The sequence below is a fragment of the Variovorax sp. R-27 genome, from assembly GCF_049913215.1.
GTDB lineage: Bacteria > Pseudomonadota > Gammaproteobacteria > Burkholderiales > Burkholderiaceae_C > Variovorax.
Map to the genome: position 1 here is coordinate 4,331,464 of NZ_CP183984.1, position 24,268 is coordinate 4,355,731.

The window sequence follows — 24,268 nt, forward strand, 5'->3', positions numbered from 1 at the left end:
CCACTCACCCCCGGATGCCGTCTCGCCGCCGCGGCAACGTCGCCGGGCGCGACAGGTACAGCGGTACGTCGGTAAAGCTGTAGTGATTGGCCTCGGCGATCTGGTGGCGGTACCCGCCGGCGCCATGAATTTCAACAACTGTCGGGCGACACGAAAAGTGAAGCGTTTTTTCGCCCAGGCTCAGCATCAAACCGGTGCGTAGGCGCCTGTGCCTCCAGGCCAGGGCGTAAGCACCTCATAGCCTTCGGACGTTACAGCCACCATGTGCTCCCACTGGGCGGACAGAGACCGGTCCTTTGTCACAACTGTCCATCCGTCAGGCAATTGCCTGGTTTCGCGCTTGCCTGCGTTGAGCATCGGTTCGATGGTGAAAACCATCCCCGGCTCCAGCCTGAGCCCTCCCCCGCGCTGCCCATAGTGCAGCACCTGCGGCTCATCGTGGTAGATCTGGCCGATGCCGTGCCCGCAGTATTCGCGCACCACGCTGAATTGCTCCCGGTGGGCAACCGACTGGATGGCATGGCCAACATCGCCCAGAGTCGCTCCGGGCTTGACCTGCCGGATTCCGGCCAGCATTGCTTCGTACGTCGTCTCCACAAGGCGCCGAGCCAACACACTGGGAGCTCCGACGAAGTACATGCGACTCGTGTCGCCAAACCAGCCGTCCTTGATGACGGCGACATCGATGTTGACGATGTCTCCCTTCTTCAGAATCTTGTCGGCCGAGGGGATGCCGTGGCAAACCACCTGGTTGACGGAAGTGAGAACGGTCTTCGGATACCCCTGATACCCCACGTTCGCTGGAATGGCGCCCTGGACATTCACGATGTGGTCGTGGCAGATCCGGTCGAGCGTCTCCGTGCTCACCCCCGGCACGACGTGGGGCTCGATCATGGCTAGAACCTCTGCGGCAAGCCTGCCGGCACGCCGTGACATTTCAAGCTCCTCGGCGGACTTGATGGGAACGCCGTGAGCCATCAGTGTTTTCCGCTCGAGGACGCGCGGGGCTTGCCGGGTTGAATCGTGACAGCCGCGGCGATGTCCAGCCCCCCCGCGAGGTCAGCCTGTATCAACAGTTGGCAGATTTCCCGGTAGTCCAGCTCCGGGTGCATCTCTGTCAGCATGCCGACCCGCATCCAGTGCTCTGCCTGTGCATTGATGGACCTGCTGAGAGCGTTCCCCGCCACTCGCAGGTTCTCGTGCATCAAGTCCGAAATTTTTACGATGCCCATCGGCGACCTCTATATGAAACGTATATGAATTATATACGTCTTGTATGGCCCTGCTTGTATGGCCCTGCACTTGATCGAGCACAGCACCACCCAGCGCCGGCATCTCGAGCAGACGTATGAATGGAGCGATACCTGAACTCTTAAACTCTCCCGGCTCGCCAAACAGACAACAACCGAGGAGAGAGAACTTGCGTATTCAAACCGCCCGCCTGACGGCCGGCGTGCTGCTCGCGTGCGCCGCTTTCGTGGCGCACAACACCGCTCACGCCGCATCGCCAACCACCCCGTCCACCACTGCCCCCGCTTCGACCGCCAGTTCACTGGAAGCCGAACAGGACGCCGCATTCAAGGCCGCCAAGGCCGTGCAGAAAGCCGGCCCCGCCGACATCGTGCTGCGCGACCAGGCCCACCTGCAGCTGCCTGCCGGCTACGTGTGGGTGCCGACGCCCGCGGCCGCGCAGTTGATGCGCAGCATGGGCAACCGCACCGACGACACCTTTGTCGGCGTAGTCTTCCCCGCCGACGACGCCGACTGGATGGCCGTCGTGAAGTTCGTCAAGGAGGGCTACATCAAGGACGACGACGCGAAGGACTGGAACGCCGACGACCTGCTCAAGAGCCTGAAGGAGGGCACCGAGGCCGCCAACGAGGAGCGCGCCAAGCGCGGCATTCCCGCCATCGAGGTCACGGGCTGGGCGCAGAAGCCGCAGTACGAGGCTGCGTCGCACCGCCTCGTGTGGTCGGCCCTGTCCCAGCGCAAGGGCAGCACCGACGGCAACCAGGGCGTCAACTACAACACCTACGCGCTGGGCCGCGAGGGCTACCTGAGCCTGAACCTCATCACCAACGCGAAGGACCTCGACAAGTACAAGCCCGACGCGAGCAAGCTGCTCGGCGCGATCCAGTACGACGACGGCAAGAAGTACGCAGACTTCAACTCCTCGACCGACAAGGTCGCCGCCTATGGCCTGGCCGCACTGGTGGCAGGCGTGGCAGTGAAGAAGCTGGGCCTCTTCGCCATCGCCCTGGCCTTCCTGGCCAAATTCGCCAAGCTGGCCGTGGTGGCGGGCGGCGCGGCGCTCTGGGGCATCGCGAAGCTGTTCAAGCGCAACAGCAACTAGCAAACAGCAGCCCCGTGCGGACGAGCCTCCGCACGAGGCGCTGCACGCCGCACCGGAACAGCACGCGAACCGGGCGATTCAATGTGCGAAAAATCAGAACAATGCTGACGGAATATTGATCCACAGCGATTGGTTCCCAGGGCTAATCTCGCAACGATCCGACCAACACAGGATCGTTCATGCCCCCCCACCTGAAACTCGCCTTCGCCCGCCCTGCCCGCTTTGCCGCACGGGCTGCGGCCGCGCTCGCCGCCCTGGTCCTCCTGCTGTCTGCCACCGTGGCGCAGGCCCAGAACAAGCCGCTGAAGCCCGTGACCATCGCGCTGGGCACGCAGGTCGTCAACGTCACCTACCCCTGGCTGACGCTGCCCATCGCGCTGGGCTACTGGAAGGACGAAGGCTACGACGTGAAGATCGTCACCACCGGAGGCTCGCTGCAGGGCATCCAGCAGATGGTGGCCGGCGGCGTCGATTTCGCGCAGATCAACTCCACCGGGCTGATCCAGGCCAACACCGAGAACAACGTCGCCGTGCGCGGGCTCATGGGCACCGGCGTGATCGACTGGGGCGTGGGCGTGCCGCAGGACAGCCCCGTGAAGACGGTGGCGGACCTCAAGGGCAAGAAGATCGGCATCTTCAGCCTGGGCACGGGTGGCATGCCGCTGCTCAAGGGCTACCTGCGCGCCAACGGCGTCAACCCCGACACCGACGTGCAGATCATTGCCACCGGTGCCGGCGCGCCGGCGCTGGAGGCGATGCGCGCTGGCCGCGTGCAGGCGCTGATGTTCTGGGGCTCCGCGCTCACCGGCTTCCAGAACGCGGGCGCGAACATGCGCATATTGTTCGATCCGACGTGGCGCTCGCTGCCCGACTTCACCTTCGCCGCGATGCAGAAGACCATCGACGCCGACCCGGCCATGGTCGAGGCCATCGCGCGCGGCGCGGCCAAGGCGACGCTGTTCGCACAGACCGATCCCGAGTGCGCCCGCCAGATCCACTGGAAGCACTTTCCCGGCGCCAAGCCCACGGGTGCTGACGAGGCCACGCTCGCCAAGTGGGACCTTGCGCTCCTGCAGACGCAACTCCAGACGATGGCCGACGCACAGACCATGAACGGCGGCAAGCTGATCGGCTCGATGAGCCCGGCCGCCTACGGCCGAATGCAGGACGCGATGCTCAAGGACGGCCTGATCAAGCGCACGCTGCCGCCCGAGTCGATGCTCTACCTGAAGCCCGGCTTCGTCGAGGCCATCAACCGCTTCGACCGCAACGCCGTCATCGAGGCCGCCAAGGCCTGCAAGGGGCTGTGACGTGACGCCCGAACAATTCGTCGCGGGCCTGCCCAAGGCCGAACTGCACATGCACATCGAAGGCTCGATCGAGCCCGAGCTTTTCCTGCGGCTGGCCCGGCGCAACGGCGTGGCCATCCGCTGGCAGACGGAAGAAGAGCTGCGCGCCGCCTACCGCTTCACCGACCTGCAGGACTTTCTGAACCTGTACTACGACGGCTGCCGTGTGCTCGTCCAGCCGCAGGACTTCCACGACGTGACGCGCGACTACCTGCGCCGCGCGCATGCCGATCGCGTGCTGCATGCGGAAATGTTCCTGGGCGTGCAAGGCCACACCAGCCGCGCAGTGCCGCTGGCCGTGGTGATGGAAGGCGTGCTCGGCGCCATGGAAGCCGCGCAGGCCGAAGACCGCATCAGCTCGGGCCTGATCGTCGTCGTGCAGCGCCACCGCAGCGAAGACGAGGCGCTCACCCTTCTCGACGACCTGCGCCCCTGGTACGACCGGCTGCTGGGCTTCGGCCTCGGCGGTGCGGAGGTGGGCAACCCGCCCTCGAAGTTCGCCGAGTTCTTCCGCCGCTGCCGCGAACGCGGCTTCAAGGTGGTGGCGCATGCGGGCGAGGAAGGCCCGGCCGCCTATGTGCGCGAAGCGGTCGAACTGCTGCAGGTGCAGCGCCTGGACCATGGCAACGCCTGTCTCGACGACCCCGCGCTCGTCGCGCAACTCGCGCAGCAGCGCATTCCGCTCACGGTGTGCCCGCTGTCCAACCTCAAGCTGCAGCTGGTGCCTTCGATGGCCGCGCACCCGCTGCGCAGGCTCATGGACGCAGGCCTGTGCGTGACCGTCAACTCGGACGACCCCTCCTACTTCGGCGGCTACGTCAACGACAACTACCTTGCGTGCCAACAGGCGCTCGGCCTCGGGCGCGACGACATGGTGAGCTTGGCGCGCAACAGCTTCGAGGCCGCCTTCATCACGCCGCTGCAACGCAGCGCCGCGCTTCGCGCCATCGATGCATGGGTGGCCCACGGCGCGGAGCAGGCACCGGCATGAACGCAATCGTTCAATTTCCGCCGAGACGGACGACGCTGCAGGAAGCATCGGGCGCCGTACCGGCGTTCCGCTTCGAAGGCCTGTACAAGACATTCCGATCGAAGGACGGCGCGGATGTGGTCGCGCTGCACGACGTGAGCTTCAGCGTCGAACGCGGCGAATTCGTCACCGTGGTCGGCCCGAGCGGCTGCGGCAAGAGCACCTTGCTGCGCATCCTGGCCGGCCTCGAGCGTGCGAGCCGCGGCACGGTCGAACTCGGCGGGCGGCGCCACACCGGGCCGAGCCGCGATGTGGGCGTGGTGTTCCAGGCGCCCGTGCTTCTGCCGTGGCGCAACATCCTCGACAACGTGCTGGTGCCCGCGCAGATCCAGGGGCGCGACCCCAAGGTCGCGCGCGAACGCGCCCTCCACTACCTGCATCTGGTGGGGCTGGCCGGCTTCGAGACCAAGTACCCCGGCGAACTTTCCGGCGGGATGCAGCAGCGCGTGGGCATTGCGCGGGCGCTGGTCAACGACCCGATGCTGCTGCTGATGGACGAGCCCTTCGGCGCGCTCGATGCCATGACGCGCGAGACCATGAACGTCGAGCTGCTGAAGCTGCGCGAACGCACCGGCGCCACGATCATGCTCGTGACGCACAGCATTCCGGAAGCCGTGTTCCTCGGCGACCGCGTGATCGTCATGTCGCCGCGGCCCGGGCGCGTCACGAAGGTCATCGACGTCGACCTGCCCGCCGCCCGCACGCTGGAGCTCATCAACACCGAGAGATTCGGCAGCCATGTCCGCGACATCCGGACCAACCTGAACGCCAGTGGAGGGCTCGACGGATGAGCACCGCGAACACCGAGAACATCGACTTCGAGCCGCCCGCGCCGTGGCTCACCCCCTCGCGGCGCAAGGCGCTGATCGCGGCCGTCTTCGTGGCCGTGATTGCCGCATGGCAGCTCGTGGTGAGCGCGCTGGGCATCTCGCACCTGATCTTCCCGGGGCCCGCGGGCGTGGCCCGCTCCATCTATGACGTCTTCCAGTCAGGCGAGGTGTGGCCGCACCTGTGGGTGACGCTCTACGAGATTCTTGCGGGCTTCGCGCTCGGCGCGTTCGCGGGTTTTCTGCTCGGCGCGCTGATCGGCCAGAGCGCGCTGCTCGAACTGGTGCTCTACCCGTACGTCGTCGCGTTCCAGACCGTGCCCAAGGTGGCCGTGGCGCCGCTGTTCGTGCTGTGGTTCGGCTTCGACACAACGTCGAAGGTCGTGATCACAGCGACCATCGTGTTCTTTCCGGTGCTCGCCAACACGATCGTGGGGCTTCGCTCGGCGCCCAGGGATCAGATCGACCTGATGCGCGCATTCACGGCGTCTTCCTGGCATGTGTTCCGCATGGTCCGGCTGCCGCACGCGCTGCCTTATGTGTTCGCCGGGCTGGACATCGGCATCGTGCTGGCCGTGATCGGCGCGATCGTGGGCGAGTTCGTTGGCGCCCAGGCCGGGCTGGGCTATCTCATCCTGCAGCGCAACTTCTCGATGGACGCGGCGGGCATGTTCGCGATCCTCATCGTTCTCTCGGCCATCGGCATCGTGCTGCACGGCCTGATGAAGGCGATTGCGCGGCGCGTGGTGTTCTGGGCGGACGCGTTCACCGACCTGTCTCGCGGCACATGAAGCAACAACACAACCCCTACAAAGGAGCAACGCAATGATCCAAGACGAACAGAAGCTCGAGGCACCCCGCAGGGCCTCCGCGCAGGAAATGCCGATTCTCGACCTGGGCCCGTGGCTGGCCGGCGGCCCGATCGGGCTGGTGGTCGAGCAGTTCAAGGCCGCATGCACCAACACCGGTTTCTTCTACGTCAGGAACCACGGGGTGCCGCAGGCCGTGATCGACACCGTGTTCGACGCCACCCGCCGCTACATGTCGCTGCCGATGGAGGAGCGCATGAAGGACCAGATCGACGAGCGCTTCCGACGCGGCTTCATGCCCATGGGCGTCACGCAGCATCCGGGCCACAAGCCGGACCTGAAGGAGAGCTACGAACTCGGCATGGACCTGCCGCTGACGGACCCCGACGTTGCGAACGGGCGGCCGCTGCACGGCCCCAATCGCTGGCCTGCGGACAAGCCCTGGCTCGAGCCCGCGGCCATGGCGTACTTCAACGCCACCATCGAACTCGGCCGCAACCTGCTGAAGATCTTCGCCTCGGCCGTCGGCAAGGATGAAGGCTTCTTCCTGCAGTACGCCACCAAGCCGATGGTGCAGTCGCGGCTCTTTCACTACCCGCCGCAGGAGTCGTTCACCAACCTCGAACTCGGTGCCGCCGCGCACACCGACTACGGCATGCTGACCGTGCTGGCGCAAGACCCTATCGGCGGCCTCGAACTGTGCACACGCGGTGGGGAATGGGTGGCCGCGCCCTACGTCGAGGGAACGCTGGTCATCAACCTGGGCGACCTGGTGAAGGTGTGGACCAACGACGTCTACGTGTCCAACAGGCACCGCGTCGCGAACCGCACGGGCAAGGAGCGCTACTCGATCCCCACATTCTTCAACCTCGACTACGACACGCCCGTGGCCTGCCTGCCCGAGTTCGCGCCCGGCGAAGGCGAGCCCAGCCATGCGCCCATCAAGTCGGGCGACTACCTGGTGCGACGGTTCGCGGCCGTGCAGAAGTACAAGACGCCTGCGGAGTTGGCCGCGGGGTAAGGCTTCAGGGCCTCAAGCGGCGGGGCGGCCCTGTTCGGCACGCTGCTCCGCCTCTTCCAGCGCAACCGTGAGTTCCGAGAGAAATGCAGCCACCGGTATCGGCAGGCTGCGGCCCTTGTGCACGCACAGCGCCAGGCGCTGCGGCCTGGCGCGCGGGTCTTTCAGCGGCACATAGGAGCCGGCCCTGGGACGCCCGAACGGGTCTTCCAGCGGCGTGGTCGTGAACGTGAGGCACATGCCCTCTGCCGCCACGTTGCGCATGAGTTCGTAAGAGTTGGTCTCCAGCGCGATGCGCGGCCGGATCTTCGCCTTCGCGAGCATCTCGTCGTACTGCTGCTTGGCCCACAGCGACGAGTCGAGCGACGACAGGCTGTACTCGGCGCAATCCGAAAGCCGCAGCGACTTGTAGCCCTCGAGCGGATGCCCGGTGGGCACCAGCACATAGAGCGGCAGCAACCGCGTATAGACCATCGAAAGATCCTGGAACGCGATGTCCCCGAAGGTGAAGCAGGCGTCGAGGTCGTCTTCGAGCAGCATCTCCGCCAGCGTGGGACTGCCGCTGACCTTCACGCTGAACGAGATGCCCGGGTAACGCTTGGCAAAGCCGGAGAAGAACTGCGGCATGAAGTCGCGCGTCAACGATTCGGGCATGCCGAAATTGACGTGGCCCCGCTTGAGGCCCTGCAGCGCCTCGATCTCGGAATGCAGCCGCCCGGACTCCTTGACGACGTTCTTGTGATACCGCATCAAGATCTCGCCGGCCGCCGTGAGCTTGACCTTGCCGCGCCCCTGGCGCCGCTCCAGCAAAGGTGCGCCCAGCGAGTCCTCGAGCATGGCGAGTTGCCTGCTGATGGCGGATGCCGCGACGTACAGGTTCTCGGAAGCCGCCCTGATCGAACCGGTGCGAACGACTTCGGCGAAGTACCGAAGCGAGGTCGTGGAGACAAGACTCAAGAAGAAACTCCGTGGGCTGGGCGCAAAGCGAAAGCGCCGCGGAGATTCTTGCACGCATCCCATCCGCATGGCGCGGCGAATGCGATGCAGGCGCCGTGCCTCAGCGACCGGTGAAGCGCGGCGCGCGCTTGGCTACGAACGCCGCCACGCCCTCTCGCGCATCGGCGCTGCCGGCACGTTCGCGCAGCAGCTTCTGCTCCAGCGCCAGATGCTCATCGAAAGCCCGGCCCGGCACACCGGCGCACAGGGTCTTGATGGCCGCGAACGACCCGCTCGCGCCATGGGCGAGCCGCGTGACGAGTGCTTCGGCGGCGGCTGCGAGTTCGGCATCCGCGTAGAGCGCATCGACGGCGCCCCACGCCAGGCAGCGCTGGCTGTCGACGGCATCGCTCAGCATCAGCAATTGCTGCGCACGCACCGGCCCCACGCGGCGCGCGAGGAAGTACGAGGCGCCCGCATCCGGCGACAGCCCGATGGCCGCGTAGCCCGTGCGCAGCTTCATCGATTCGGCGGCGAGCACGAAGTCGCCGCACAGCGCGAGCCCCACGCCGGCGCCGCCCACCGCTCCGTTCACCGCCACGACCAGCGGCGCCGGGTTGTTCGACAGGCGCAGCAATGCCGGGTGCAGGCTGTCCAGCATCTCGCTCACCAGCTCGGGCAGCGCTTCGCCGGCCGCCACGAATTCATCGATGGCGCCGCCGGCGCAGAACACCCTGCCCTCGCCGGTCAGCAGGATGACGCGCGGCTTCTGCGCCAGCACTTCGTCGATGGCCCGTACCAGCGCGCGCCCGTTCACCAAGCCAAGGGAATTCGCGCGCTCGGGCCGCTTCAGCACGATGCGTCCGACGCCCTCCTCCACGCCCCAGGCAATGCCTTCGCTGATGTTCATGCTCAGACCCCCGTGAGCCCGCCGGTGCACATCAGCGTCTGCCCGCTCACGTAGTCCGACTCGGGCGCGCACAGCAGGTACACCGCGCCTGCGGCTTCTTCGGGCGTGCCGCCGCGTCCCAGCGGAATGGACTGCTCCATCATCGCCAGCAGCCCCGGGTTGATGCCCACCTTGATCTCGCGGCCCTCGATGTTCGCAGTGGTGGCTTCGGCGGTGCTCGCGGTCAGCCGCGTCTGGATGAAGCCGAAGGCCACGCAGTTGACGGTGACGTTCATGCGGCCCCACTCCTTGGCCAGCGTCTGCGTCATGCCGACGATGCCGGCCTTGGCCGCCGAATAGTTGGCCTGCCCCGCGTTGCCGAACAGCCCCGCCACCGACGAGATGTTGACCACCTTGCGCACAACGCGCTGGCCCGCCTCGGTCTCGGACTTCGACAGCGCGCGGATCACCGGCTGCGCCGCGCGCAGGATGCGGAACGGTGCCGTGAGGTGCACGTCGATCATGGCGTACCACTGCTCGTCGGTCATCTTCTGCACCACGCTGTCCCAGGTGTAGCCGGCGTTGTTGACGATGATGTCGAGGCCCTTGAATTCGTTCACCGCCGTGCCGACGAAGCGCTCGGCAAAGTCCGGTGCGGCCACGCTGCCGACGCAGGCCACCGCTTCTCCGCCGGCAGCACGGATGGCCTGTACGGTCTCTTCAGCCGGCCCGGCATCGAGGTCGTTGACGACGATACGCGCACCTTCGGATGCGAGCTTGAGCGCGATGGCCCGGCCGATGCCACGACCCGAACCTGTGATGAGGGCGACCTTGCCGCCGAGCTTGAGTGTCATGTCTCTATTCTTTCTTCGGTTGATCTCAGCGCAGCGCGACGAGCGCTTCGCCCGCGATGCGCGTCTGCCCATACTGGTTGGCGCTGAGCACCTCGACGCGCACGCAGCGCTCGCCGTTGTGCTCGAGCTTCTCGACCACGCGCCCGCTGCACTGCACCGCATGCCCCAGGTGCGTGATGCCCTGGAAGCGCACGTCGAAGCGCCGAAGCTGCGATTGCGGCGCCCACTGCGTGAGCAGGCGCCCGAGCCAGGCCATTCCCAGCATGCCCTGCGCGAACACGTCGGGCATGCCGGCCTTGCGCGCGAAATCGGTGTCGATGTGAATGGGGTTGTGGTCCCCCGAGGCGCCGGCGAACAGCGCGAGCGTGGTGCGGTTCACAGGCGGCAGCTGCAGCGAGGGCAGCTCGTCGCCGATGTTCACGGCGTCGTAGGTCAGGGCATTCATCGGTGCGGGTTCCTTCAATGACGGCAGACGATCACCGTGCGCAGCTCGGCCACCAGTTCGTCGCGCTGGTTGGTGGCGCGCGATGTCTTGATGACGAATTCGAGCGCACCGTTCTTCTTGTCGTAGATGTCGGTGATGGTGGAGCGCACCGTCACCGTGTCGCCCACGCAGGCCGGCCGGTGATAGCTGAAGCCCTGCTCGCCGTGCAGCAGCTTCGACAGCGGAATCTGCAGGTCGGCCAGCAATCTGTCGGACGCACCCGAGTCGAGCTCGGCCGCGAACAGGAAGGTCGGCGGTGCGGGCAGGTCGGGGTAGCCGGCGTCACGCGCGGCGGCGGCATCGGTGTAGACGGGGTCGGTCTCGCCGATGGCCTTGGCGAAGAATTGCAGGCGGCTGCGCTCGATGGGCAGCACCGAAGGCGGCAGCTCGTGGCCGATCCATTTCTTGTCGATCATCGGGTGGCCTTTCTCAGACGCGCTCGTAGAGCGTCACCACGCAGGCGCCGCCCAGCCCGAGGTTGTGCTGCAGTGCCATCCGCGCACCCTCGACCTGCCGTTTGTCGGCTGTGCCCCGAAGCTGCTGGACCAGCTCCGTGCATTGCGCCAGCCCCGTGGCCCCGAGCGGATGCCCCTTCGACAGCAGCCCGCCCGACGGATTGGTCACCACCTTGCCGCCATAGGTGTTGTCGCCATCGACCACGAACTTCTCGGCGCCGCCCACCGGGCACAGGCCCAGCGCCTCGTAGCTGATGAGTTCGTTGTGCGCGAAGCAGTCGTGCAGCTCGACCACGTCGACATCCTGCGGGCCGACGCCGGCCGCGTCGTACACCTTCTGCGCGGCCTCCTGCGCCATGCTGAAGCCGACCACCTCGCGCATGTCGCGGCTCTCGAAGGTGATGGGCCGATCGGTGGTCATGGCCTGCGCCTTGATGCGCACGCTGCGGTCCAGCCCGTGGCGTTCGGCAAAGCGGGCCGAGCACACGATGGCCGCGGCTGCGCCGCAGGTGGGCGGGCAGGCCATCAGCCGCGTCATCACGCCGGGCCACATGACGGGCGCGGCCATCACTTCATCTTCGGTGACGACGGTGCGGAACAGCGCCACCGGATTGTTCGACGCGTGGCGGCTGGCCTTGGCGCGGATCTTCGCGAAGGTCGACATCTGCGTGCCGTACTGCTGCATGTGCGCGAGCCCTGCACCGCCGAAGTAGCGTAGCGCGAGCGGCACCTGCTCGTTGCCGACCAGCTCGTCGGTGATGCTTTCGAAATGGTCGAAGGGGCTGGGCCGGTCGTTGAACACCGCGCCGAGCGCGCCGGGGCTCATGTGCTCGAAGCCGAGCGCCAGCACGCAGTCGGCGGCGCCGCTGGCCACGGCCTGGCGCGCGAGGAACAGCGCGGTCGAGCCGGTGGAGCAGTTGTTGTTGACGTTGACGACCGGAATGCCCGTCATGCCCACTTCATACAGCGCGCGCTGCCCGGCGGTGGAGTCGCCGTACACGTAGCCCACGTAGGCCTGCTGCACCAGCTCGTAGCCGATGCCGGCGTCTTTCAGCGCCGCATTCGTGGCATGGGCGGCCATCTGCGGATAGGGCTGGTTCGCGCCCGGCTTGGTGAACGGGATCATGCCGACCCCGACGACATAGACGTCTTGACTCATGAGAGGCTCCTTGGAGGTTCGAATAAGAAAACAGACAGGCTCAGGCTACGCCTCGCTGGCGGTCTTGCCAAAAGGGTTCGCGCAGCTTTGTCTTCAGCACCTTGCCGGCGCCCGACAGCGGCAGCGCGTCGAGGATGGCCACGCTGCGCGGGCACTTGTAGTTGGCAATCAGCGTCTTGCAGTGCGCGATCAGCTCCTCGGGCTTGATTGCCTGCCCCGGCTTGAGCACCAGCGCGGCATGCACGGCCTCGCCCCACTCCTCGCTCGGAATGCCGATGACAGCGCAGGCTGCCACCGCGGGATGCTGGTTGATGGCGTTCTCTACCTCGGCCGAATAGACGTTCTCGCCGCCGCTGATGATCATGTCCTTCAGCCGGTCGACCACGAAGATGAAGCCGTCGTCGTCCATGTAGGCGCCGTCGCCGGTGTGCATCCAGCCGTCGCGCAGCGCGGCGGCCGTCTGCTCGGGCTTGTTCCAGTAGCCCTGCATCGCGTTGGGGCCGCGCACGGCCACTTCGCCGACGGTGCCGCGCGGCACCTCCTTGTCGTCGGCATCGACCACGCGCACTTCCATGCACACAGCGGCGCGGCCCGCCGAGCGCAGCTTGCCGTGCTTGCGGCCTTCGGCCGTGTGGAAGTACGCGGGGTTGAGCGTGGCGATGGGCGACAGCTCGGTCATGCCATAGGCCTGCACGAACCCGACACCCGGAAAGGCCTCCATCGCGCGGTTCAGCACGGCTTCGGAGATTGGCGAGGCACCGTAGGTGATGTTCTTCAGGCTGCTCAGGTCGCGCGGCTCCCGCATGGCGGGGTGGTCCACCAGCATCTGGATCATGGTGGGCACCAGCAGCAGGCTGGTGACGTGGTCGCGCTCGATGGCGTTGAGCACGCCCTCGGGCGTGAACATCGGAATGATCGCGTGCGTGTTGCCCGCAAACCAGTGCGGCGTGGCCAGGCCCATGTCAGCCAGGTGGAACATCGGCGCGGCATGCAGGTAGCAGCCGCCCGCCGGGGCCAGCCCTTCTGCCTGCGCCGCGAGCGCCGAGCTGCAGATGTTGGTGTGGCTCAGCATCACGCCCTTGGGGAAACCGGTGGTACCGCCGGTGTAGAAGATGCCGGCCAGGTCTTCGCCACGGCGCACGGCATCAGGCACCGGCTGGGCGGCGTCGATCAGGCCTTCGTAGCTGTGCATGCCGGGCGGCACCGGGCCGTCGCCGCAGTAGACGACTTCGCGCAGGCTCTTCGACTGGCCACGCATCTGCTCGACCACCGGCCGGAAGGTCTCGTCGACCAGCAGGATGCTGGAGCCCGAGTCTTCCAGCGAGTAAAGAATCTCGGCAGCCGACCAGCGGATGTTGCAGGGGTTGAGCACCCCGCCGCCCCAGGGCACGGCCATCTGGTACTCAAGATAGCGGTCGGAGTTGAGCGACAGCATGGCAACGCGGTCGCCCGCCCGCATGCCCAGCCGCTGCAGCGCACCGGCCAGGCGTGCGACCCGTTCGGCAAAGTCGCGGAAGCTCCGTGCACGGCCGGCAAAGCGCACGGCGATGGCATCGGGGCGCTGCTGCACGGCCCGGTGAAGGCCCTGGGTGAGGTACATGGGTTTGTCTCCGTCTCGTTCTTGTGTAGCCGCATGGTAGAAATCCGGCGGCTGCCCGGCGATTGCACTTCGCTTCGATCGCATGGCAGAAAACGTCAATCGACAGGACTCATGCTGCAACCGCCCGTCACCATTCCGATCGCCTTCGTCCACGGCATGCTGTCGGGCATTCGTGCGCGCGGCGGCGAGGCGCTGCTCGATATCGACACGGCACTGGAAGACGCGGGCATCGCCCCCGCCCTGCTCGACGAGACCGGCGCGCGCATCACGGCCGAGCAGTACGTTGCGCTGTTCGCACTGCTGATGGACCGGATGGACGACGAGGCACTGGGCTTTCTCACCCGGCGCCTGCGCCGCGGCAGCTTTGCGCTGATGACGCGCTCCACGCTGGGCGCGCGCACCTTCGAGGTGGCACTGCGCCGCGTGGCCCACACCTTCAGCCTGCTGCAGGACGACCTGTCGCTGGTGCTGCTGCACGAAGGCCCGCTCGCGGGCTTCGGCGTGAGGCTGAACATCCAGCCCGCCACGCACCAGAACTTTCTGCACGAGCTGATGCTGCGGGTGTACTGGCGGCTCTTCGCATGGCTGCACGGCGGCCGGCTGGTGGCGCGCCGCTTCGACTTCGGCTTCGAGCTGCCGCCCTATGCGGACGGCTACGCCAAGGTGTTCCCGGGGCCGCTGCAGTTCGGCCAGCCGCTGTCGGCCGTGTGGTTCGACGCCAGCGCGCTCGACACGCCGGTGCACCGTGACGCGCAGGAGATGCAGGTTTTTCTGGCGGCCGCGCCGGCCAACGTGATCCTGCCCCGACTCGCCGAGCAGGCCGTGAGCGCGCGGGTGCGGGCGGTGCTGCAGCAGCACCGCCCGGCATGGGCCGACCTGGCGACCACGGCGAGCGTGCTGCACATGTCGGTCAGCACGCTGCAGCGGCACCTGGCGACCGAGGGCACCTCGTTCCAGGCGCTGAAAGACCAGTTGCGACGCGACCTCGCCATCGTGCGGCTCAACACCAGCACCGTGCCGCTCGCGGTGCTGGCGGAGGAGCTGGGCTTTGCCGACAGCGCGGCGTTCCAGCGAGCCTTCAAGGCATGGACGGGAGGCGCGCCGGGGTCGTACCGGCGGCGCGCGCCAGCGGATTGAGTTTTCAGGACTTTCCGAAATTACAGCCATCCACGCGACAATCCGGCGCATGGCAACTTCCTCCGATCTCCCTCCCCTCAACCGCCAGTTCGTCGCCCATTTCGGCGAGATGGGCAGCAAGTGGGGCATCAACCGCACCGTCGGGCAGATCTACGCGTTGATCTTTTTGTCGGAGCGCGCGCTCAACGCCGACGAGATCGCCGAGCTGCTCGAGTTCTCGCGCTCGAACGTCAGCATGGGCCTGAAGGAACTGCAGGCCTGGCGACTGGTGCACCTGCGGCATCACCCGGGCGACCGACGCGAATACTTCGAGGCGCCTTCGGACGTGTGGGAAATCTTTCGCGTGCTGGCCGAGGAGCGCCGCCGCCGCGAGATCGAGCCCACGCTCTCGATGCTGCGCAACGCCCTGCTCGAATCGCCCACGAGCGACGCCGAGCGCCACGCGCAGGAGCGCATGCGCGAAATGCACGACCTGATCGACCGGCTGATGAAGTGGTTCGACGACGTGCAGCGGCTCGCGCCCGAGACCGCCATGAAGCTCATGGGCATGGGCGCGACCGTGACGAAGGTGCTGACGCTCAAGGACCGCATTACCGGCGGCGCAGCGTCGAAGAAGAAGGCCGCCGAATAGGCCTGCAGCCTCTAGAGCCGCTCCTGCCCCGCCAGCGGCTCGGGCGTTCCGAGCTTGGCCTTGCGCACGGCCTCGTCGTCCATGAGTTCGTACCACATCGCATTGAGTACGGCGAAAGCGGCTGCCAGCGGCAGGCCGAGGATCCAGGCGAAGTACCACATCTTTTTTCTCCTCTGTTCGTTCAGTAGGCGTGGCCGCTCTCGTCGCGGATGGCCTGCTCGTCGACCTTGCCCCACAGCACGTGATAGACCCAGCTGGTGTAGGCCACGATCAGCGGAATGAAGAAGGCCGTGACCACCAGCATGATGAACAGCGTGAGGTGGCTCGACGACGAGTCCCACACCGTGAGGCTGGCGCGCGGATCGATCGACGACGGCAGGATGAACGGGAACATCGACGCTCCCACGCTGAGGATGATGCCGGCGATGCCGAGCGCCGCGGTCAGCAGCGCGAGTACCGGGCGGCGCAACGCGAGCCCGAGCAAAGCACCCAGCGCGCCGACGAAGCCAGCCGCCGGTGCGGCGAGCGTCCACGAGTGCGCCGCGTAGTTGACGGTCCACGCGCCGGCATGCAGTTCGACCGTCTTCAGCATCGGATTCGACGGCCCCACCGCATCGACCACGCTGCTGATGCGGTAGCCGCCGATGCTCGTCGCCAGCAGCACACCGGCCAGTGCGTACAGCGCGATGGTGAGCACGGCGGCAACCATGCCGTAGGTGCGTGCACGCTCGGCCACCGGCCCGGCAGTCTTCAGCAGCAGCCATGCCGCGCCGTGCATCACGAGCATTGCCACCGACACCAGACCGCACAGGATCGCGAACGGATTCAGCAGGCCGAAGAAGCTGCCGTCGTAGAAGATGTGCATGTCGGCGTTGAAGCGGAACGGCACGCCCTGCAGCACGTTGCCCACGGCCACGCCGCAGATCAGCGCGGGCACGAAGCCGCTGAAGAACAGCACCCAGTCCCAGCGCGCGCGCCACTGCGGCGACTCGCGCTTGCTGCGGAACTTGAAGGCCACGGGCCGCAGGATCAGCGCCGTGAGAATCACGAACATCGCAAGGTAGAAGCCCGAGAAAGACACGGCGTACAACTGCGGCCACGCCGCGAAGATCGCGCCGCCGCCGAGGATCAGCCACACCTGGTTGCCTTCCCACACCGGGCCCACGCTGTTGATGACGACGCGGCGTTCGATGTCGTTGCGCGCGGCAAAGGGCAGCAGCATGCCGCTGCCCAGGTCGAAGCCGTCGGTCACGGCGAAGCCCACCAGCAGCACGCCGATCAGCAGCCACCAGATGATGCGCAGGGTGTCGTAGTCGAGGAGTGTGTGGAGGATCATGCTGCGCTCCCGGTGGAAGGAGAAGGAATGGCCGCGCCTGCGTGGGCCGGCGGAATGTGCGAGAGCGTGTCGCCCTCGTCCGGCGCATGCTCGGCTTCAGGCCCCTTGCGGATGGCCTTGAGCATCAGCTTCATCTCGATGATGAGCAGCGTGGTGTAGATCGCGATGAAGCCAGCGAGCGTGAGCAGCAGCGTCTTCACGCCGAGGTTCGACACAGCTACAGCTGTCGGCAGCACGCCTTCGATCACCCACGGCTGGCGGCCGAACTCAGCAACCAGCCAGCCCGACTCGATGGCGATCCACGGCAGCGGGATCGCGAACACGGCGAGCTTCAGCAGCCAGCGGTAGCTGTCGAGCTTGCGGCGCGCGGAGAGCACGAAGAAGGTGCCCGTCAGCAGGATCAGCAGCATGCCGATGCCCACCATCACGCGGAACAGCCAGAACAGCGGCGCCACCTGCGGCACGGTGTCCCATGCGGCCTTGGTGATCTGCTCGTCCGTCGCTGTGCGCGGATCGTCCACGTAGCGCTTGAGCAGCAGCGCGTAGCCCATGTTGATGCCGTTGTCCTCGAAGTCCCCGCGCACGCCCTGCGTCACCTTGCCGGTGCCGCCTGCCTCGCGGATCTTCTGCAGTGCGTCGTACGCCTTGAGGCCTTCTCGGATGCGGGCTTCAGCGCGCTTCACGAGCTCGTCGATGCCGGGCATCACTGTGTTGAGCGAGCGCGTGCCGATCAGGCCCATCACCGCGGGGATGTGAATGGCGTAGTGCGTCTCGCGCGCCTCCTGATCGGGGAAGCCGATGACGGTGAAGGCGGCAGGCGCGGGTTGCGTCTCCCACATGGCTTCGATGGCGGCCAGCTTCATCTTCTGGTGCTCGCCCGAGAGATAGCCGCTCTCGTCGCCGAGCACGGCAACCGACAGCGCGGCGGCCAGGCCGAACGAGGCCGCGACCGTCATCGAGCGCTTGGCCAGTTCGAGGTGACGGCCCTTGAGCACATACCAGGCCGACACGCCCAGCACGAACACGGCGGCGCACACATAGCCTGCCGACACGGTGTGCACGAACTTGGCCTGCGCCACCGGGTTGGTCAGCACCGCGAAGAAGTCGGTCACTTCCATGCGCATGGTCTGCGGGTTGAAGGCCGCGCCCACGGGGTTCTGCATCCAGCCGTTGGCAATGAGGATCCACAGCGCCGAGAAGTTGGAGCCGATGGCCACAGCCCATGTCGAGATCAGGTGGCCCACCTTGGAGAGCTTGTCCCAGCCGAAGAAGAACAGCCCGACGAAGGTGGCCTCCATGAAGAAGGCCATCAGCCCCTCGATGGCCAGCGGCGCGCCGAAGATGTCGCCGACGTAGTGGCTGTAGTAGCTCCAGTTCATGCCGAACTGGAACTCCATCACGATGCCGGTGGCAACGCCCATCGCGAAGTTGATGCCGAACAGCACGCCCCAGAATTTCGTCATGTCGCGCCAGATCACGCGGCCGGTCATCACGTAGACCGTCTCCATGATGGCGAGGATGATCGAAAGCCCGAGCGTCAGCGGCACGAACAGGAAGTGGTACAGCGCCGTGACGGCGAACTGCAGGCGCGATAGCGCGACGATGTCGAGGTCCATGGGGGGTTCTTCCTTTTGGGTTGCCTGTTTTTTCTTTGTCAGTGTTCAGTCGGGGCGCAGGCTGCGCAGTGCGGCGTCGAAGGCTTCGCTGCCACGCCGCAGGTCGGCGACGATGCGGCCCTGGCGCATGCACACGAGGCGGTCTGCGAGCGCGGCTTCGCGGCGCAGGTGAGTGGCGATCAGCAAGGTGCGTGGGCCTGCGTGTTGGGCGAGGCGTTGCAGCACGTCGTGTGCGGTGGCAGCGTCGAGCGCTTCGGTGGGTTCGTCGAGCAGCCAGAGGGGCACGGGGCGCAGCAGCAGGCGGGCCAGCGCAAGGCGGCGCGACTGGCCGCCGGAGAGGCCCAGGCCGCCTTCGCCGAGCCGGGTGTCGAGGCCCGTGGCCAGTGCGCGCACTTCGTCTTCGAGGCCTGCTGCGTGCAGTACGGCATGCAGTTGGGCGTCAGTGGCGTTGGGCGCGGCGAGGCGGAGGTTGTCGCGCAGGCTGTCCTGGAAGAGTTCGGTGCGTTGGGTCAGAAGGCACGCGGGCTGTGCGTTCTTGCTGCCGGACTGCGGCGTGATTTCGCCTGCAATGGCGGCGAGCAGCGTCGACTTGCCTGCGCCGCTCGCGCCGATCAATGCGACGCGCTCGCCTGCGTTCAGGGCCAAGGTCACGTCGCTCAGGACGGGTGTGCGGCTGCCATCGTGGACCACGGTGACGCGCTGCAGTTGCAATGCGAGCGTCGCATCGGGTTCGTTCGACGTTGACGTTGAGGCGGACTCCTCGCTCATGCGCGGTGCAAGACGCCGCACCGCCAGCCACGTGCGGCCCGCATCGAGCGCACCGCGGCGCAAGGCCGCGAAGGGCTCGGTGGCAGTGAGCGCCACCAGCAGTGCCAGTGCCGCCGCCGGCGCGCCGATGACGCCCTCGCCCACCAGCAGGCCGACGGCAAGCAGCACGCCGACGAGGGTCAGGGTGCCCGCGCTGCCATAGGCGAAGCCGGCCGCCGCTTCGAGCTTGTTCAATGCCAGGTCGGCCTTTGCGAGATGCATGTCGGCGTTCATCAACGCCTGGCGCTGTGCGCCGATGCGGCCGGCCATCACCAGATCGGTCTGCCCCGCCACGAGATCGACTGCGCGTGCGCGCAGCGCCTCGATGGCATGCGCCCGCTGCACGGCCGGCCGGCGTGCTCGCCTTGCGACGACGAACGCGATGCCCCAGCCGACGGTCACGAGCCAGAGCATCAGCGCGAGGCCCATGGCGACATGCATGAAGCCGAGCACCACGCCGGCCAGCAATGCCGCACCCAGCGCTGCGGCGGCTGGCACGAGCAGGCGAAGGTAAAGCGATTCCAGCGCGTCGATGTCCGCCGTCAAACGAAACAGCAGGCGGGCCGGGCGCATCAGCAGCTCGCGCGCCGCCTCGGCCTTTGCCCAGCCGCGGAACAGGCGAACGCGCAGCGCTGCGAGCACGGCGAAGGTCGCGTCGTGCGTCACAAGCCGCTCGCCATAGCGCGATGCCGTACGACCGAGTGCCAGCAGGCGGATGCCGGCGGAGGGCATGAACACGTCGAAGGTGAAGGCGGTGGCCGCGTGCAGGCCGGCCAATGCGGTCGCGGTGATGAACCAACCCGAGAGGCCGAGTAGCGCCATTCCTGCGAGCACGGTGACTGCGGCGAGCAGGCAGCCGAGCAGAAGAGGACGTGGCTGCGCGGCAAGGAAGGGGCGCAGGACCAGGCGCAGATCGCGCCAATTCGTGGCGTGGATTGGCGTCGCCTTCATGCGGCCTTCTCCAGCGCTTCTGCGCCGAGGTTCACCGCGCGGTCCATGCGAGCCGCCAGCACCGGGTCGTGCGTGGCGACGACGAGGGTCTTGCCGCGCGCCAGTGCCACCAGAGCGTCGGCGACGCGCTCAGCGGTTTCGGTGTCGAGGTGCGCTGTCGGTTCGTCTACCAGCAGCAGGTCGGCGTGCGGATGCACCGCGATGCGCGCGAGGGCAAGTCGCACGGCTTCTCCACCAGACAGGCCATGGCCACCCTCGCCTAGCGTCACGCCGGGATGCGCCTGCGTCACGGCTTCGAGCGATGCGAAGCGCATGGCTTCGGCGACCTGTGGGGTGTCCACGCCCACGCGCCCCAATGCGACGTTGGTTTCGACCGAGCCGGCGAAGACGTGCGGCGCCTGGCCCATCCACGCCATGCGCTGGCGCAGCGCCGCCACGGTGTGGTCCGTGAGCGCCACGCCGCCGATCGAGATCTCGCCGCGCGTGGCGGGCACGAGGCCTGCGAGTATTGAGAGCAATGCAGTCTTGCCAGAGCCGCTGGGGCCCATCAGCGCAATGTGTTCACCGGCCGCGATGCGAAGCTCGTAGCCTTCGAAGACCTCTTGCTGCTCGCCGGGCCAGGAGAAATGCAGGTTGTGGATGGCGATGGTCGGCGCGCCGCCTGGCACGCCCGTCGCGGCGCGCGTCAGCGAGGCGTTCGCACCAGGCAGCGGCAGGTCGTTGCGCTGCAAGCGGTCGAGTGCCTCCAGCGCCGCTTCGCCCGCAGCCCGGTCATGCCAGACCGCCGACAGCTCTCGCAGGGGCTCGAAGAACGCCGGCGCCAGCAGCAGCACGAACAGCCCCTCGCCCAGGCTCAGCGTCCGGCCCCAAGCGCCGAAGCCGAGCGAGCCCAGCAGGTGAAAGCCGACGTACGCGGCCACCATCGCCACGCCCAGCGCCGAGAAAAGCTCCAGCACAGCTGACGAGAGAAACGCGATGCGCAGCACCGCCATCGTCCGTCGGCGCAGGGATTGCGCTGCATCGCCCAGCCGCTGCGCCGTGGTCTCCACCGCATCGAGCGCACGCAGTGTCGCCAGCCCGCGAAGCCGGTCGAGCAGGAAGGCGTTCATGCCGCCCATCTCCACCATCTGCGCTTCGCTCGCAGCCTTGGCGCGCCAGCCGACGATGGCCATGAAGACCGGAATGAGCGGCGCCGCGAACAGCAGCACCAGCGCGGCCACCCATGAAAAGGCGGCCACCGCGCACAGGATGAAGATCGGCACCACCGTCGCGCGCCAACGCGCGGGCTGGTAGCGCACGAGGTACGGCACCAGAGCTTCGGCCTGCTCGGCGAGCACGCTGGCGGCGAGCCCGGAAGGCGCGCGGCTGCGGTCCAGCGGCGAGCTGCCGGCCAGCGCCGTGGCCGTTTGCTCGCGCAGCGCCGTGAGTTGTGCACGTGCACGAGCAAAGGTCCGGCGAGCGCCCCAGGCCTCGCAACCCGCCCGCAGCAGCCCAAGCAGCAGGATCGCGCCGGCGGGCCAGATCACGGCAGCGAAACCGCGCCCGGAAGCCAGTCCCTGCACCGCCATCGCCAGCAGCGCCGCCTGCGGCAGCCAGAACAGCGCCGCGGCACCCTGCACCACCCCGCCGACGTCAGGCGACGCGAAAGCCCGCAGCGGCGATCGGGATGGCGAGTGCTTGGTCATTCCTTGGTTTCGTGTATTTTCAGTAATTACTGAAATCTCCACAATCATACCGAAGATACGAGCGGCTGACGAGCCCGCAGACTGCACGCTCCGGCGCTCGAGCGCAACCGGGTTCAGGAAGATTCGGCCAGTGCGCCTGCGCGGGCGCCCCTGTCCTTAATGAGAAACGACTAGCCCGGTAACCAGCAGCGCAGCAAAAAGCGTGAACACCGCGCGCCACGAGGCCGGGCGCGCTTCCACCCAGCGGTACAGCAGCGCCGCCGCGGCCACCGACAGGCCGAAGGTCGCCACGAGGCCGACCGCGTCGAACCACGCACCGTGCGGCCCGGAATTCGCAACCGCCGCATTCATGGCAAGCAGCACCGGAAAGTGGATCAAGAACAGCGAGTACGACATACGCCCCAGCCGCAGCAAAGGCAGGGCCACGGCAGGCCAGTGCTTAGGCGACAGCCAGTTGCGGCGCTGCGCAATGGCAATCAGCAGTGCCGTGAACAGCGCCGTGGCGATACGGCTGCGCCAGTCGATAGCCAGCGCGCCCGCCCCCACCAGCGCAAGCAATGCGATCGCGCTCTGCCAGGTGCTTGACCGTGTCGCGCGCCCGATCCAGAACACCAGCATGCCCACACCGTAGGTGCCGAAGAAATAGAAGGCTGTGTCGTCCAGCCCGGCATTGCGATTGAAGAGCGCGAGCGAAGCCACAGCCAGCCCGAGCACCAGCGCCACCGGCATCCAGCGCGCCTGTGCGCTCAGCGGCGGCGAGCCGCTGGAGCGCTGCAGCATCGTGGGCAGGCCCACCAGTGCCAGCGCCAGCGCGAACAGCTGGAAGTCGATGGCCACGTACCAGACGCCCGTCGACAGCGACTCGTAGCCCAACAAGTCCTGCAGCAGCAATCCATGGGCGACCAGTTGCCCGAAGGTCGGCGACGCAGGCACAACCTCTTCATCGAGCCACGGCCGCACCACCGCCGCGACCAGCACGCACACAGTGAGCGCGGCGAGGTACGGCATGACCAGCCGCCCATAGCGCTGCAGGATGCGCGTCACCGGCCGCTCCACGCGCAGCATGCCGTCGGGCGCAAGGCTGGCGGCCGCTAGAAAGCCGGCGATGACGAGAAACACCTGCACCGCCAGCCGGCCTTCGTTGGCCAACCACGAGAAGAAATCAGGCGCGAGCGCGTACGCGCCTGCCGGCATCGGGCCATAGCGCGAGAGATGGTGTCCAACGATCACCGCACAGGCGATGCCCTTCGCCGCGTCGAGCAGCGGCATGCGCCCCAGCGATGACGGCGGCGCGCCGGCAGCAGGCGCGGCGCCGTTCGCAGTGGCAGTCAAAGCGCGAGCCGTTGCCTTGCTTCCTGGTATTCGCGCTTGAGCTTTTCGATGAAGGCCGCGGCACTGGCCACTTCGGTCACGGCGCCAATGCCCTGGCCCGAGCCCCAGATGTCCTTCCAGGCCTTGGCCTTGCTGCCTTCGCCGCCGCCGAAGTTCATGGTCTTCACGTCGCCCTCGGGCAGGTTGGCCGGGTCCATGCCGGCCTTGACGATGCTGGGCGCGAGGTAGTTGCCGTGCACGCCCGTGAAGAGGCTCGAATAGACGATGTCGTCCGAACTACCGTCGACGATGGCCTGCTTGTAGTCGTCGCTCGCGCGCGCTTCCTCGGTCGCGATGAAGGCCGTGCCGATGTAGGCGAAGTCGGCGCCCATGGCCTGCGCGGCAAGCACCGCACCGCCGGTGGCAATGGAGCCCGACAGCGCGATGGGGCCGTCGAACCACTGGCGGATTTCCTGCACCAGCGCGAACGGGCTCTTGACGCCCGCGTGGCCGCCGGCACCGGCCGCCACGGCGATGATGCCGTCAGCGCCCTTCTCGATCGCCTTCTGCGCGAACTTGTTGTTGATGATGTCGTGCAGCGTCACGCCGCCGTAGCTGTGCACCGCGTCGTTCACGTCGGTGCGCGCGCCCAGCGAGGTGATGACGATCGGCACCTTGTACTTCACGACCATCTCCATGTCGTGCTCGAGCCGGTCATTGCTCTTGTGCACGATCTGGTTGATGGCGAACGGGGCGGCAGGCTTGTCGGGGTTGGCCTTGTTGTAGGCCGCGAGCTCTTCGGTGATCTCGATCAGCCACTCTTCGAGCTGCGCCGCGGGGCGCGCGTTGAGCGCCGGCATCGAGCCGACCACGCCCGCCTTGCATTGCGCAATCACGAGCTTCGGGTTGCTGATGATGAACAGCGGCGAGCCGATGATCGGCAGCGGCAGGTTCGCGAGTACGGGGGGCAGCTTGGACATGTCGTCTCCGGAGATGGGTTCGGTTTTATAAGAGAGAGAAGCCGCCATCGC

General features: G+C 67.1%; 25 protein-coding genes. 8 read left to right on the forward strand and 17 right to left on the reverse strand.

Translation table 11 applies throughout. The annotated features are described in order from the left end of the window. Positions 1-4 precede the first annotated feature (4 nt). From ACN9MV_RS20330 to ACN9MV_RS20340, 3 genes are read right to left on the reverse strand one after another with little or no spacing between them, the layout of a single operon-like run. Positions 5-187, reverse strand: coding sequence for a hypothetical protein (locus ACN9MV_RS20330; protein ID WP_426389192.1), 183 nt, complete (start codon positions 185-187; stop codon positions 5-7). Then, positions 187-978 (reverse strand): type I methionyl aminopeptidase, encoded by a 792-nt coding sequence (map, locus tag ACN9MV_RS20335; RefSeq protein ID WP_426389194.1) that lies wholly within the window; start codon positions 976-978, stop codon positions 187-189. Before map ends, ACN9MV_RS20330 begins: the two co-directional genes overlap by 1 nt. Next, the gene (locus ACN9MV_RS20340) at positions 978-1,232 is read right to left on the reverse strand and encodes a ParD-like family protein (protein ID WP_426389195.1); all 255 of its coding nucleotides are present in this window, start codon (positions 1,230-1,232) and stop codon (positions 978-980) included. The genes map and ACN9MV_RS20340 overlap by 1 nt, the downstream gene beginning before the upstream one ends. Before the next feature lie 188 nt (positions 1,233-1,420). On the opposite strand from ACN9MV_RS20340, the gene ACN9MV_RS20345 reads away from it, so the two are divergent. The 6 genes from ACN9MV_RS20345 (at position 1,421) to ACN9MV_RS20370 (ending at position 7,389) form a co-directional block, all read left to right on the forward strand. Next, a complete protein-coding gene (locus ACN9MV_RS20345) occupies positions 1,421-2,353 on the forward strand; it encodes a DUF2167 domain-containing protein (protein WP_093050667.1) in 933 nt (310 codons plus the stop codon). A gap of 179 nt (positions 2,354-2,532) precedes the next feature. After that, entirely contained in the window at positions 2,533-3,663 is a 1,131-nt protein-coding gene (locus ACN9MV_RS20350) for an ABC transporter substrate-binding protein (RefSeq protein ID WP_426389197.1), read from the forward strand. A 1-nt stretch (position 3,664) separates the two neighbouring features. Beyond that, the gene (locus ACN9MV_RS20355) at positions 3,665-4,693 is read left to right on the forward strand and encodes an adenosine deaminase (RefSeq protein WP_426389198.1); all 1,029 of its coding nucleotides are present in this window, start codon (positions 3,665-3,667) and stop codon (positions 4,691-4,693) included. After that, positions 4,690-5,523: an ABC transporter ATP-binding protein gene (locus ACN9MV_RS20360; RefSeq protein WP_426389199.1), complete on the forward strand. Its 834-nt coding sequence runs from the start codon at positions 4,690-4,692 to the stop codon at positions 5,521-5,523. The genes ACN9MV_RS20355 and ACN9MV_RS20360 overlap by 4 nt, the downstream gene beginning before the upstream one ends. Beyond that, positions 5,520-6,350 (forward strand): ABC transporter permease, encoded by an 831-nt coding sequence (locus tag ACN9MV_RS20365; RefSeq protein ID WP_426389200.1) that lies wholly within the window; start codon positions 5,520-5,522, stop codon positions 6,348-6,350. Before ACN9MV_RS20360 ends, ACN9MV_RS20365 begins: the two co-directional genes overlap by 4 nt. Positions 6,351-6,384: 34 nt before the next feature. Next, on the forward strand, positions 6,385-7,389 hold the full coding sequence (locus tag ACN9MV_RS20370; protein WP_426389201.1) for an isopenicillin N synthase family dioxygenase: 1,005 nt from the start codon (positions 6,385-6,387) through the stop codon (positions 7,387-7,389). Positions 7,390-7,401: 12 nt separating this feature from the next. Here ACN9MV_RS20370 and ACN9MV_RS20375 read toward each other — a convergent pair whose 3' ends face one another. The 7 genes from ACN9MV_RS20375 to ACN9MV_RS20405 form a co-directional block, all read right to left on the reverse strand. Then, positions 7,402-8,343: a LysR family transcriptional regulator gene (locus tag ACN9MV_RS20375; protein ID WP_176928711.1), complete on the reverse strand. Its 942-nt coding sequence runs from the start codon at positions 8,341-8,343 to the stop codon at positions 7,402-7,404. 100 nt (positions 8,344-8,443) lie between these two features. Beyond that, positions 8,444-9,232: an enoyl-CoA hydratase-related protein gene (locus tag ACN9MV_RS20380; protein ID WP_426389202.1), complete on the reverse strand. Its 789-nt coding sequence runs from the start codon at positions 9,230-9,232 to the stop codon at positions 8,444-8,446. Positions 9,233-9,234: 2 nt separating this feature from the next. Then, positions 9,235-10,065 (reverse strand): SDR family NAD(P)-dependent oxidoreductase, encoded by an 831-nt coding sequence (locus ACN9MV_RS20385; protein ID WP_097198822.1) that lies wholly within the window; start codon positions 10,063-10,065, stop codon positions 9,235-9,237. Positions 10,066-10,090: 25 nt separating this feature from the next. Next, positions 10,091-10,510, reverse strand: a complete 420-nt coding sequence (locus ACN9MV_RS20390; RefSeq protein WP_093179544.1) for a MaoC family dehydratase — start codon at positions 10,508-10,510, stop codon at positions 10,091-10,093. A gap of 14 nt (positions 10,511-10,524) precedes the next feature. Then, positions 10,525-10,965: a MaoC family dehydratase N-terminal domain-containing protein gene (locus ACN9MV_RS20395; RefSeq protein ID WP_093050690.1), complete on the reverse strand. Its 441-nt coding sequence runs from the start codon at positions 10,963-10,965 to the stop codon at positions 10,525-10,527. A 13-nt stretch (positions 10,966-10,978) separates the two neighbouring features. Beyond that, positions 10,979-12,163: a lipid-transfer protein gene (locus ACN9MV_RS20400; RefSeq protein ID WP_097198820.1), complete on the reverse strand. Its 1,185-nt coding sequence runs from the start codon at positions 12,161-12,163 to the stop codon at positions 10,979-10,981. Between the two features lie 40 nt (positions 12,164-12,203). Then, positions 12,204-13,763, reverse strand: coding sequence for a long-chain-fatty-acid--CoA ligase (locus ACN9MV_RS20405; protein WP_426389204.1), 1,560 nt, complete (start codon positions 13,761-13,763; stop codon positions 12,204-12,206). A 111-nt stretch (positions 13,764-13,874) separates the two neighbouring features. Between ACN9MV_RS20405 and ACN9MV_RS20410 the strand changes: the two genes are divergently transcribed. Together ACN9MV_RS20410 and ACN9MV_RS20415 are read left to right on the forward strand one after the other, a co-directional pair. After that, positions 13,875-14,900 carry an AraC family transcriptional regulator gene (locus ACN9MV_RS20410; RefSeq protein ID WP_426389205.1) on the forward strand — a complete coding sequence of 342 codons (1,026 nt, stop codon included), beginning with the start codon at positions 13,875-13,877 and terminating at the stop codon, positions 14,898-14,900. Between the two features lie 49 nt (positions 14,901-14,949). Continuing rightward, positions 14,950-15,531 carry a GbsR/MarR family transcriptional regulator gene (locus tag ACN9MV_RS20415; RefSeq protein ID WP_093050701.1) on the forward strand — a complete coding sequence of 194 codons (582 nt, stop codon included), beginning with the start codon at positions 14,950-14,952 and terminating at the stop codon, positions 15,529-15,531. An 11-nt stretch (positions 15,532-15,542) separates the two neighbouring features. Here the strand turns inward: ACN9MV_RS20415 and cydX are convergent, their stop codons facing one another. The 7 genes from cydX to ACN9MV_RS20450 all read right to left on the reverse strand — a co-directional run bounded on the left by cydX (position 15,543) and on the right by ACN9MV_RS20450 (position 24,217). Then, positions 15,543-15,692 carry a cytochrome bd-I oxidase subunit CydX gene (cydX, locus tag ACN9MV_RS20420; RefSeq protein ID WP_426389207.1) on the reverse strand — a complete coding sequence of 50 codons (150 nt, stop codon included), beginning with the start codon at positions 15,690-15,692 and terminating at the stop codon, positions 15,543-15,545. A gap of 20 nt (positions 15,693-15,712) precedes the next feature. Beyond that, positions 15,713-16,867 carry a cytochrome d ubiquinol oxidase subunit II gene (cydB, locus tag ACN9MV_RS20425; RefSeq protein ID WP_426389209.1) on the reverse strand — a complete coding sequence of 385 codons (1,155 nt, stop codon included), beginning with the start codon at positions 16,865-16,867 and terminating at the stop codon, positions 15,713-15,715. After that, on the reverse strand, positions 16,864-18,483 hold the full coding sequence (locus ACN9MV_RS20430) for a cytochrome ubiquinol oxidase subunit I (protein WP_093050710.1): 1,620 nt from the start codon (positions 18,481-18,483) through the stop codon (positions 16,864-16,866). The genes cydB and ACN9MV_RS20430 overlap by 4 nt, the downstream gene beginning before the upstream one ends. A gap of 45 nt (positions 18,484-18,528) precedes the next feature. Next, positions 18,529-20,241: an amino acid ABC transporter ATP-binding/permease protein gene (locus ACN9MV_RS20435; RefSeq protein ID WP_426389212.1), complete on the reverse strand. Its 1,713-nt coding sequence runs from the start codon at positions 20,239-20,241 to the stop codon at positions 18,529-18,531. Then, complete coding sequence (gene cydD, locus ACN9MV_RS20440) at positions 20,238-21,926, reverse strand: thiol reductant ABC exporter subunit CydD (RefSeq protein WP_426389214.1); 1,689 nt, start codon at positions 21,924-21,926, stop codon at positions 20,238-20,240. The genes ACN9MV_RS20435 and cydD overlap by 4 nt, the downstream gene beginning before the upstream one ends. A gap of 156 nt (positions 21,927-22,082) precedes the next feature. Then, complete coding sequence (locus ACN9MV_RS20445; RefSeq protein ID WP_093080249.1) at positions 22,083-23,195, reverse strand: acyltransferase family protein; 1,113 nt, start codon at positions 23,193-23,195, stop codon at positions 22,083-22,085. A 59-nt stretch (positions 23,196-23,254) separates the two neighbouring features. Next, positions 23,255-24,217, reverse strand: coding sequence for an NAD(P)H-dependent flavin oxidoreductase (locus tag ACN9MV_RS20450; RefSeq protein ID WP_093050722.1), 963 nt, complete (start codon positions 24,215-24,217; stop codon positions 23,255-23,257). Positions 24,218-24,268: the final 51 nt, after the last annotated feature.

Coding starts and splice junctions, on each gene's coding strand:
- ACN9MV_RS20330 (WP_426389192.1), bottom strand. CDS start 187: ATGCTGAGCCTGGGCGAAAAAACGCTTCACTTTTCGTGTCGCCCGACA.
- map (WP_426389194.1), bottom strand. CDS start 978: ATGGCTCACGGCGTTCCCATCAAGTCCGCCGAGGAGCTTGAAATGTCA.
- ACN9MV_RS20340 (WP_426389195.1), bottom strand. CDS start 1,232: ATGGGCATCGTAAAAATTTCGGACTTGATGCACGAGAACCTGCGAGTG.
- ACN9MV_RS20350 (WP_426389197.1), top strand. CDS start 2,533: ATGCCCCCCCACCTGAAACTCGCCTTCGCCCGCCCTGCCCGCTTTGCC.
- ACN9MV_RS20360 (WP_426389199.1), top strand. CDS start 4,690: ATGAACGCAATCGTTCAATTTCCGCCGAGACGGACGACGCTGCAGGAA.
- ACN9MV_RS20365 (WP_426389200.1), top strand. CDS start 5,520: ATGAGCACCGCGAACACCGAGAACATCGACTTCGAGCCGCCCGCGCCG.
- ACN9MV_RS20370 (WP_426389201.1), top strand. CDS start 6,385: ATGATCCAAGACGAACAGAAGCTCGAGGCACCCCGCAGGGCCTCCGCG.
- ACN9MV_RS20380 (WP_426389202.1), bottom strand. CDS start 9,232: ATGAACATCAGCGAAGGCATTGCCTGGGGCGTGGAGGAGGGCGTCGGA.
- ACN9MV_RS20385 (WP_097198822.1), bottom strand. CDS start 10,065: ATGACACTCAAGCTCGGCGGCAAGGTCGCCCTCATCACAGGTTCGGGT.
- ACN9MV_RS20390 (WP_093179544.1), bottom strand. CDS start 10,510: ATGAATGCCCTGACCTACGACGCCGTGAACATCGGCGACGAGCTGCCC.
- ACN9MV_RS20395 (WP_093050690.1), bottom strand. CDS start 10,965: ATGATCGACAAGAAATGGATCGGCCACGAGCTGCCGCCTTCGGTGCTG.
- ACN9MV_RS20400 (WP_097198820.1), bottom strand. CDS start 12,163: ATGAGTCAAGACGTCTATGTCGTCGGGGTCGGCATGATCCCGTTCACC.
- ACN9MV_RS20405 (WP_426389204.1), bottom strand. CDS start 13,763: ATGTACCTCACCCAGGGCCTTCACCGGGCCGTGCAGCAGCGCCCCGAT.
- ACN9MV_RS20410 (WP_426389205.1), top strand. CDS start 13,875: ATGCTGCAACCGCCCGTCACCATTCCGATCGCCTTCGTCCACGGCATG.
- ACN9MV_RS20415 (WP_093050701.1), top strand. CDS start 14,950: ATGGCAACTTCCTCCGATCTCCCTCCCCTCAACCGCCAGTTCGTCGCC.
- cydX (WP_426389207.1), bottom strand. CDS start 15,692: ATGTGGTACTTCGCCTGGATCCTCGGCCTGCCGCTGGCAGCCGCTTTC.
- cydB (WP_426389209.1), bottom strand. CDS start 16,867: ATGATCCTCCACACACTCCTCGACTACGACACCCTGCGCATCATCTGG.
- ACN9MV_RS20430 (WP_093050710.1), bottom strand. CDS start 18,483: ATGGACCTCGACATCGTCGCGCTATCGCGCCTGCAGTTCGCCGTCACG.
- ACN9MV_RS20435 (WP_426389212.1), bottom strand. CDS start 20,241: ATGAAGGCGACGCCAATCCACGCCACGAATTGGCGCGATCTGCGCCTG.
- cydD (WP_426389214.1), bottom strand. CDS start 21,926: ATGACCAAGCACTCGCCATCCCGATCGCCGCTGCGGGCTTTCGCGTCG.
- ACN9MV_RS20445 (WP_093080249.1), bottom strand. CDS start 23,195: ATGCCGCTGCTCGACGCGGCGAAGGGCATCGCCTGTGCGGTGATCGTT.
- ACN9MV_RS20450 (WP_093050722.1), bottom strand. CDS start 24,217: ATGTCCAAGCTGCCCCCCGTACTCGCGAACCTGCCGCTGCCGATCATC.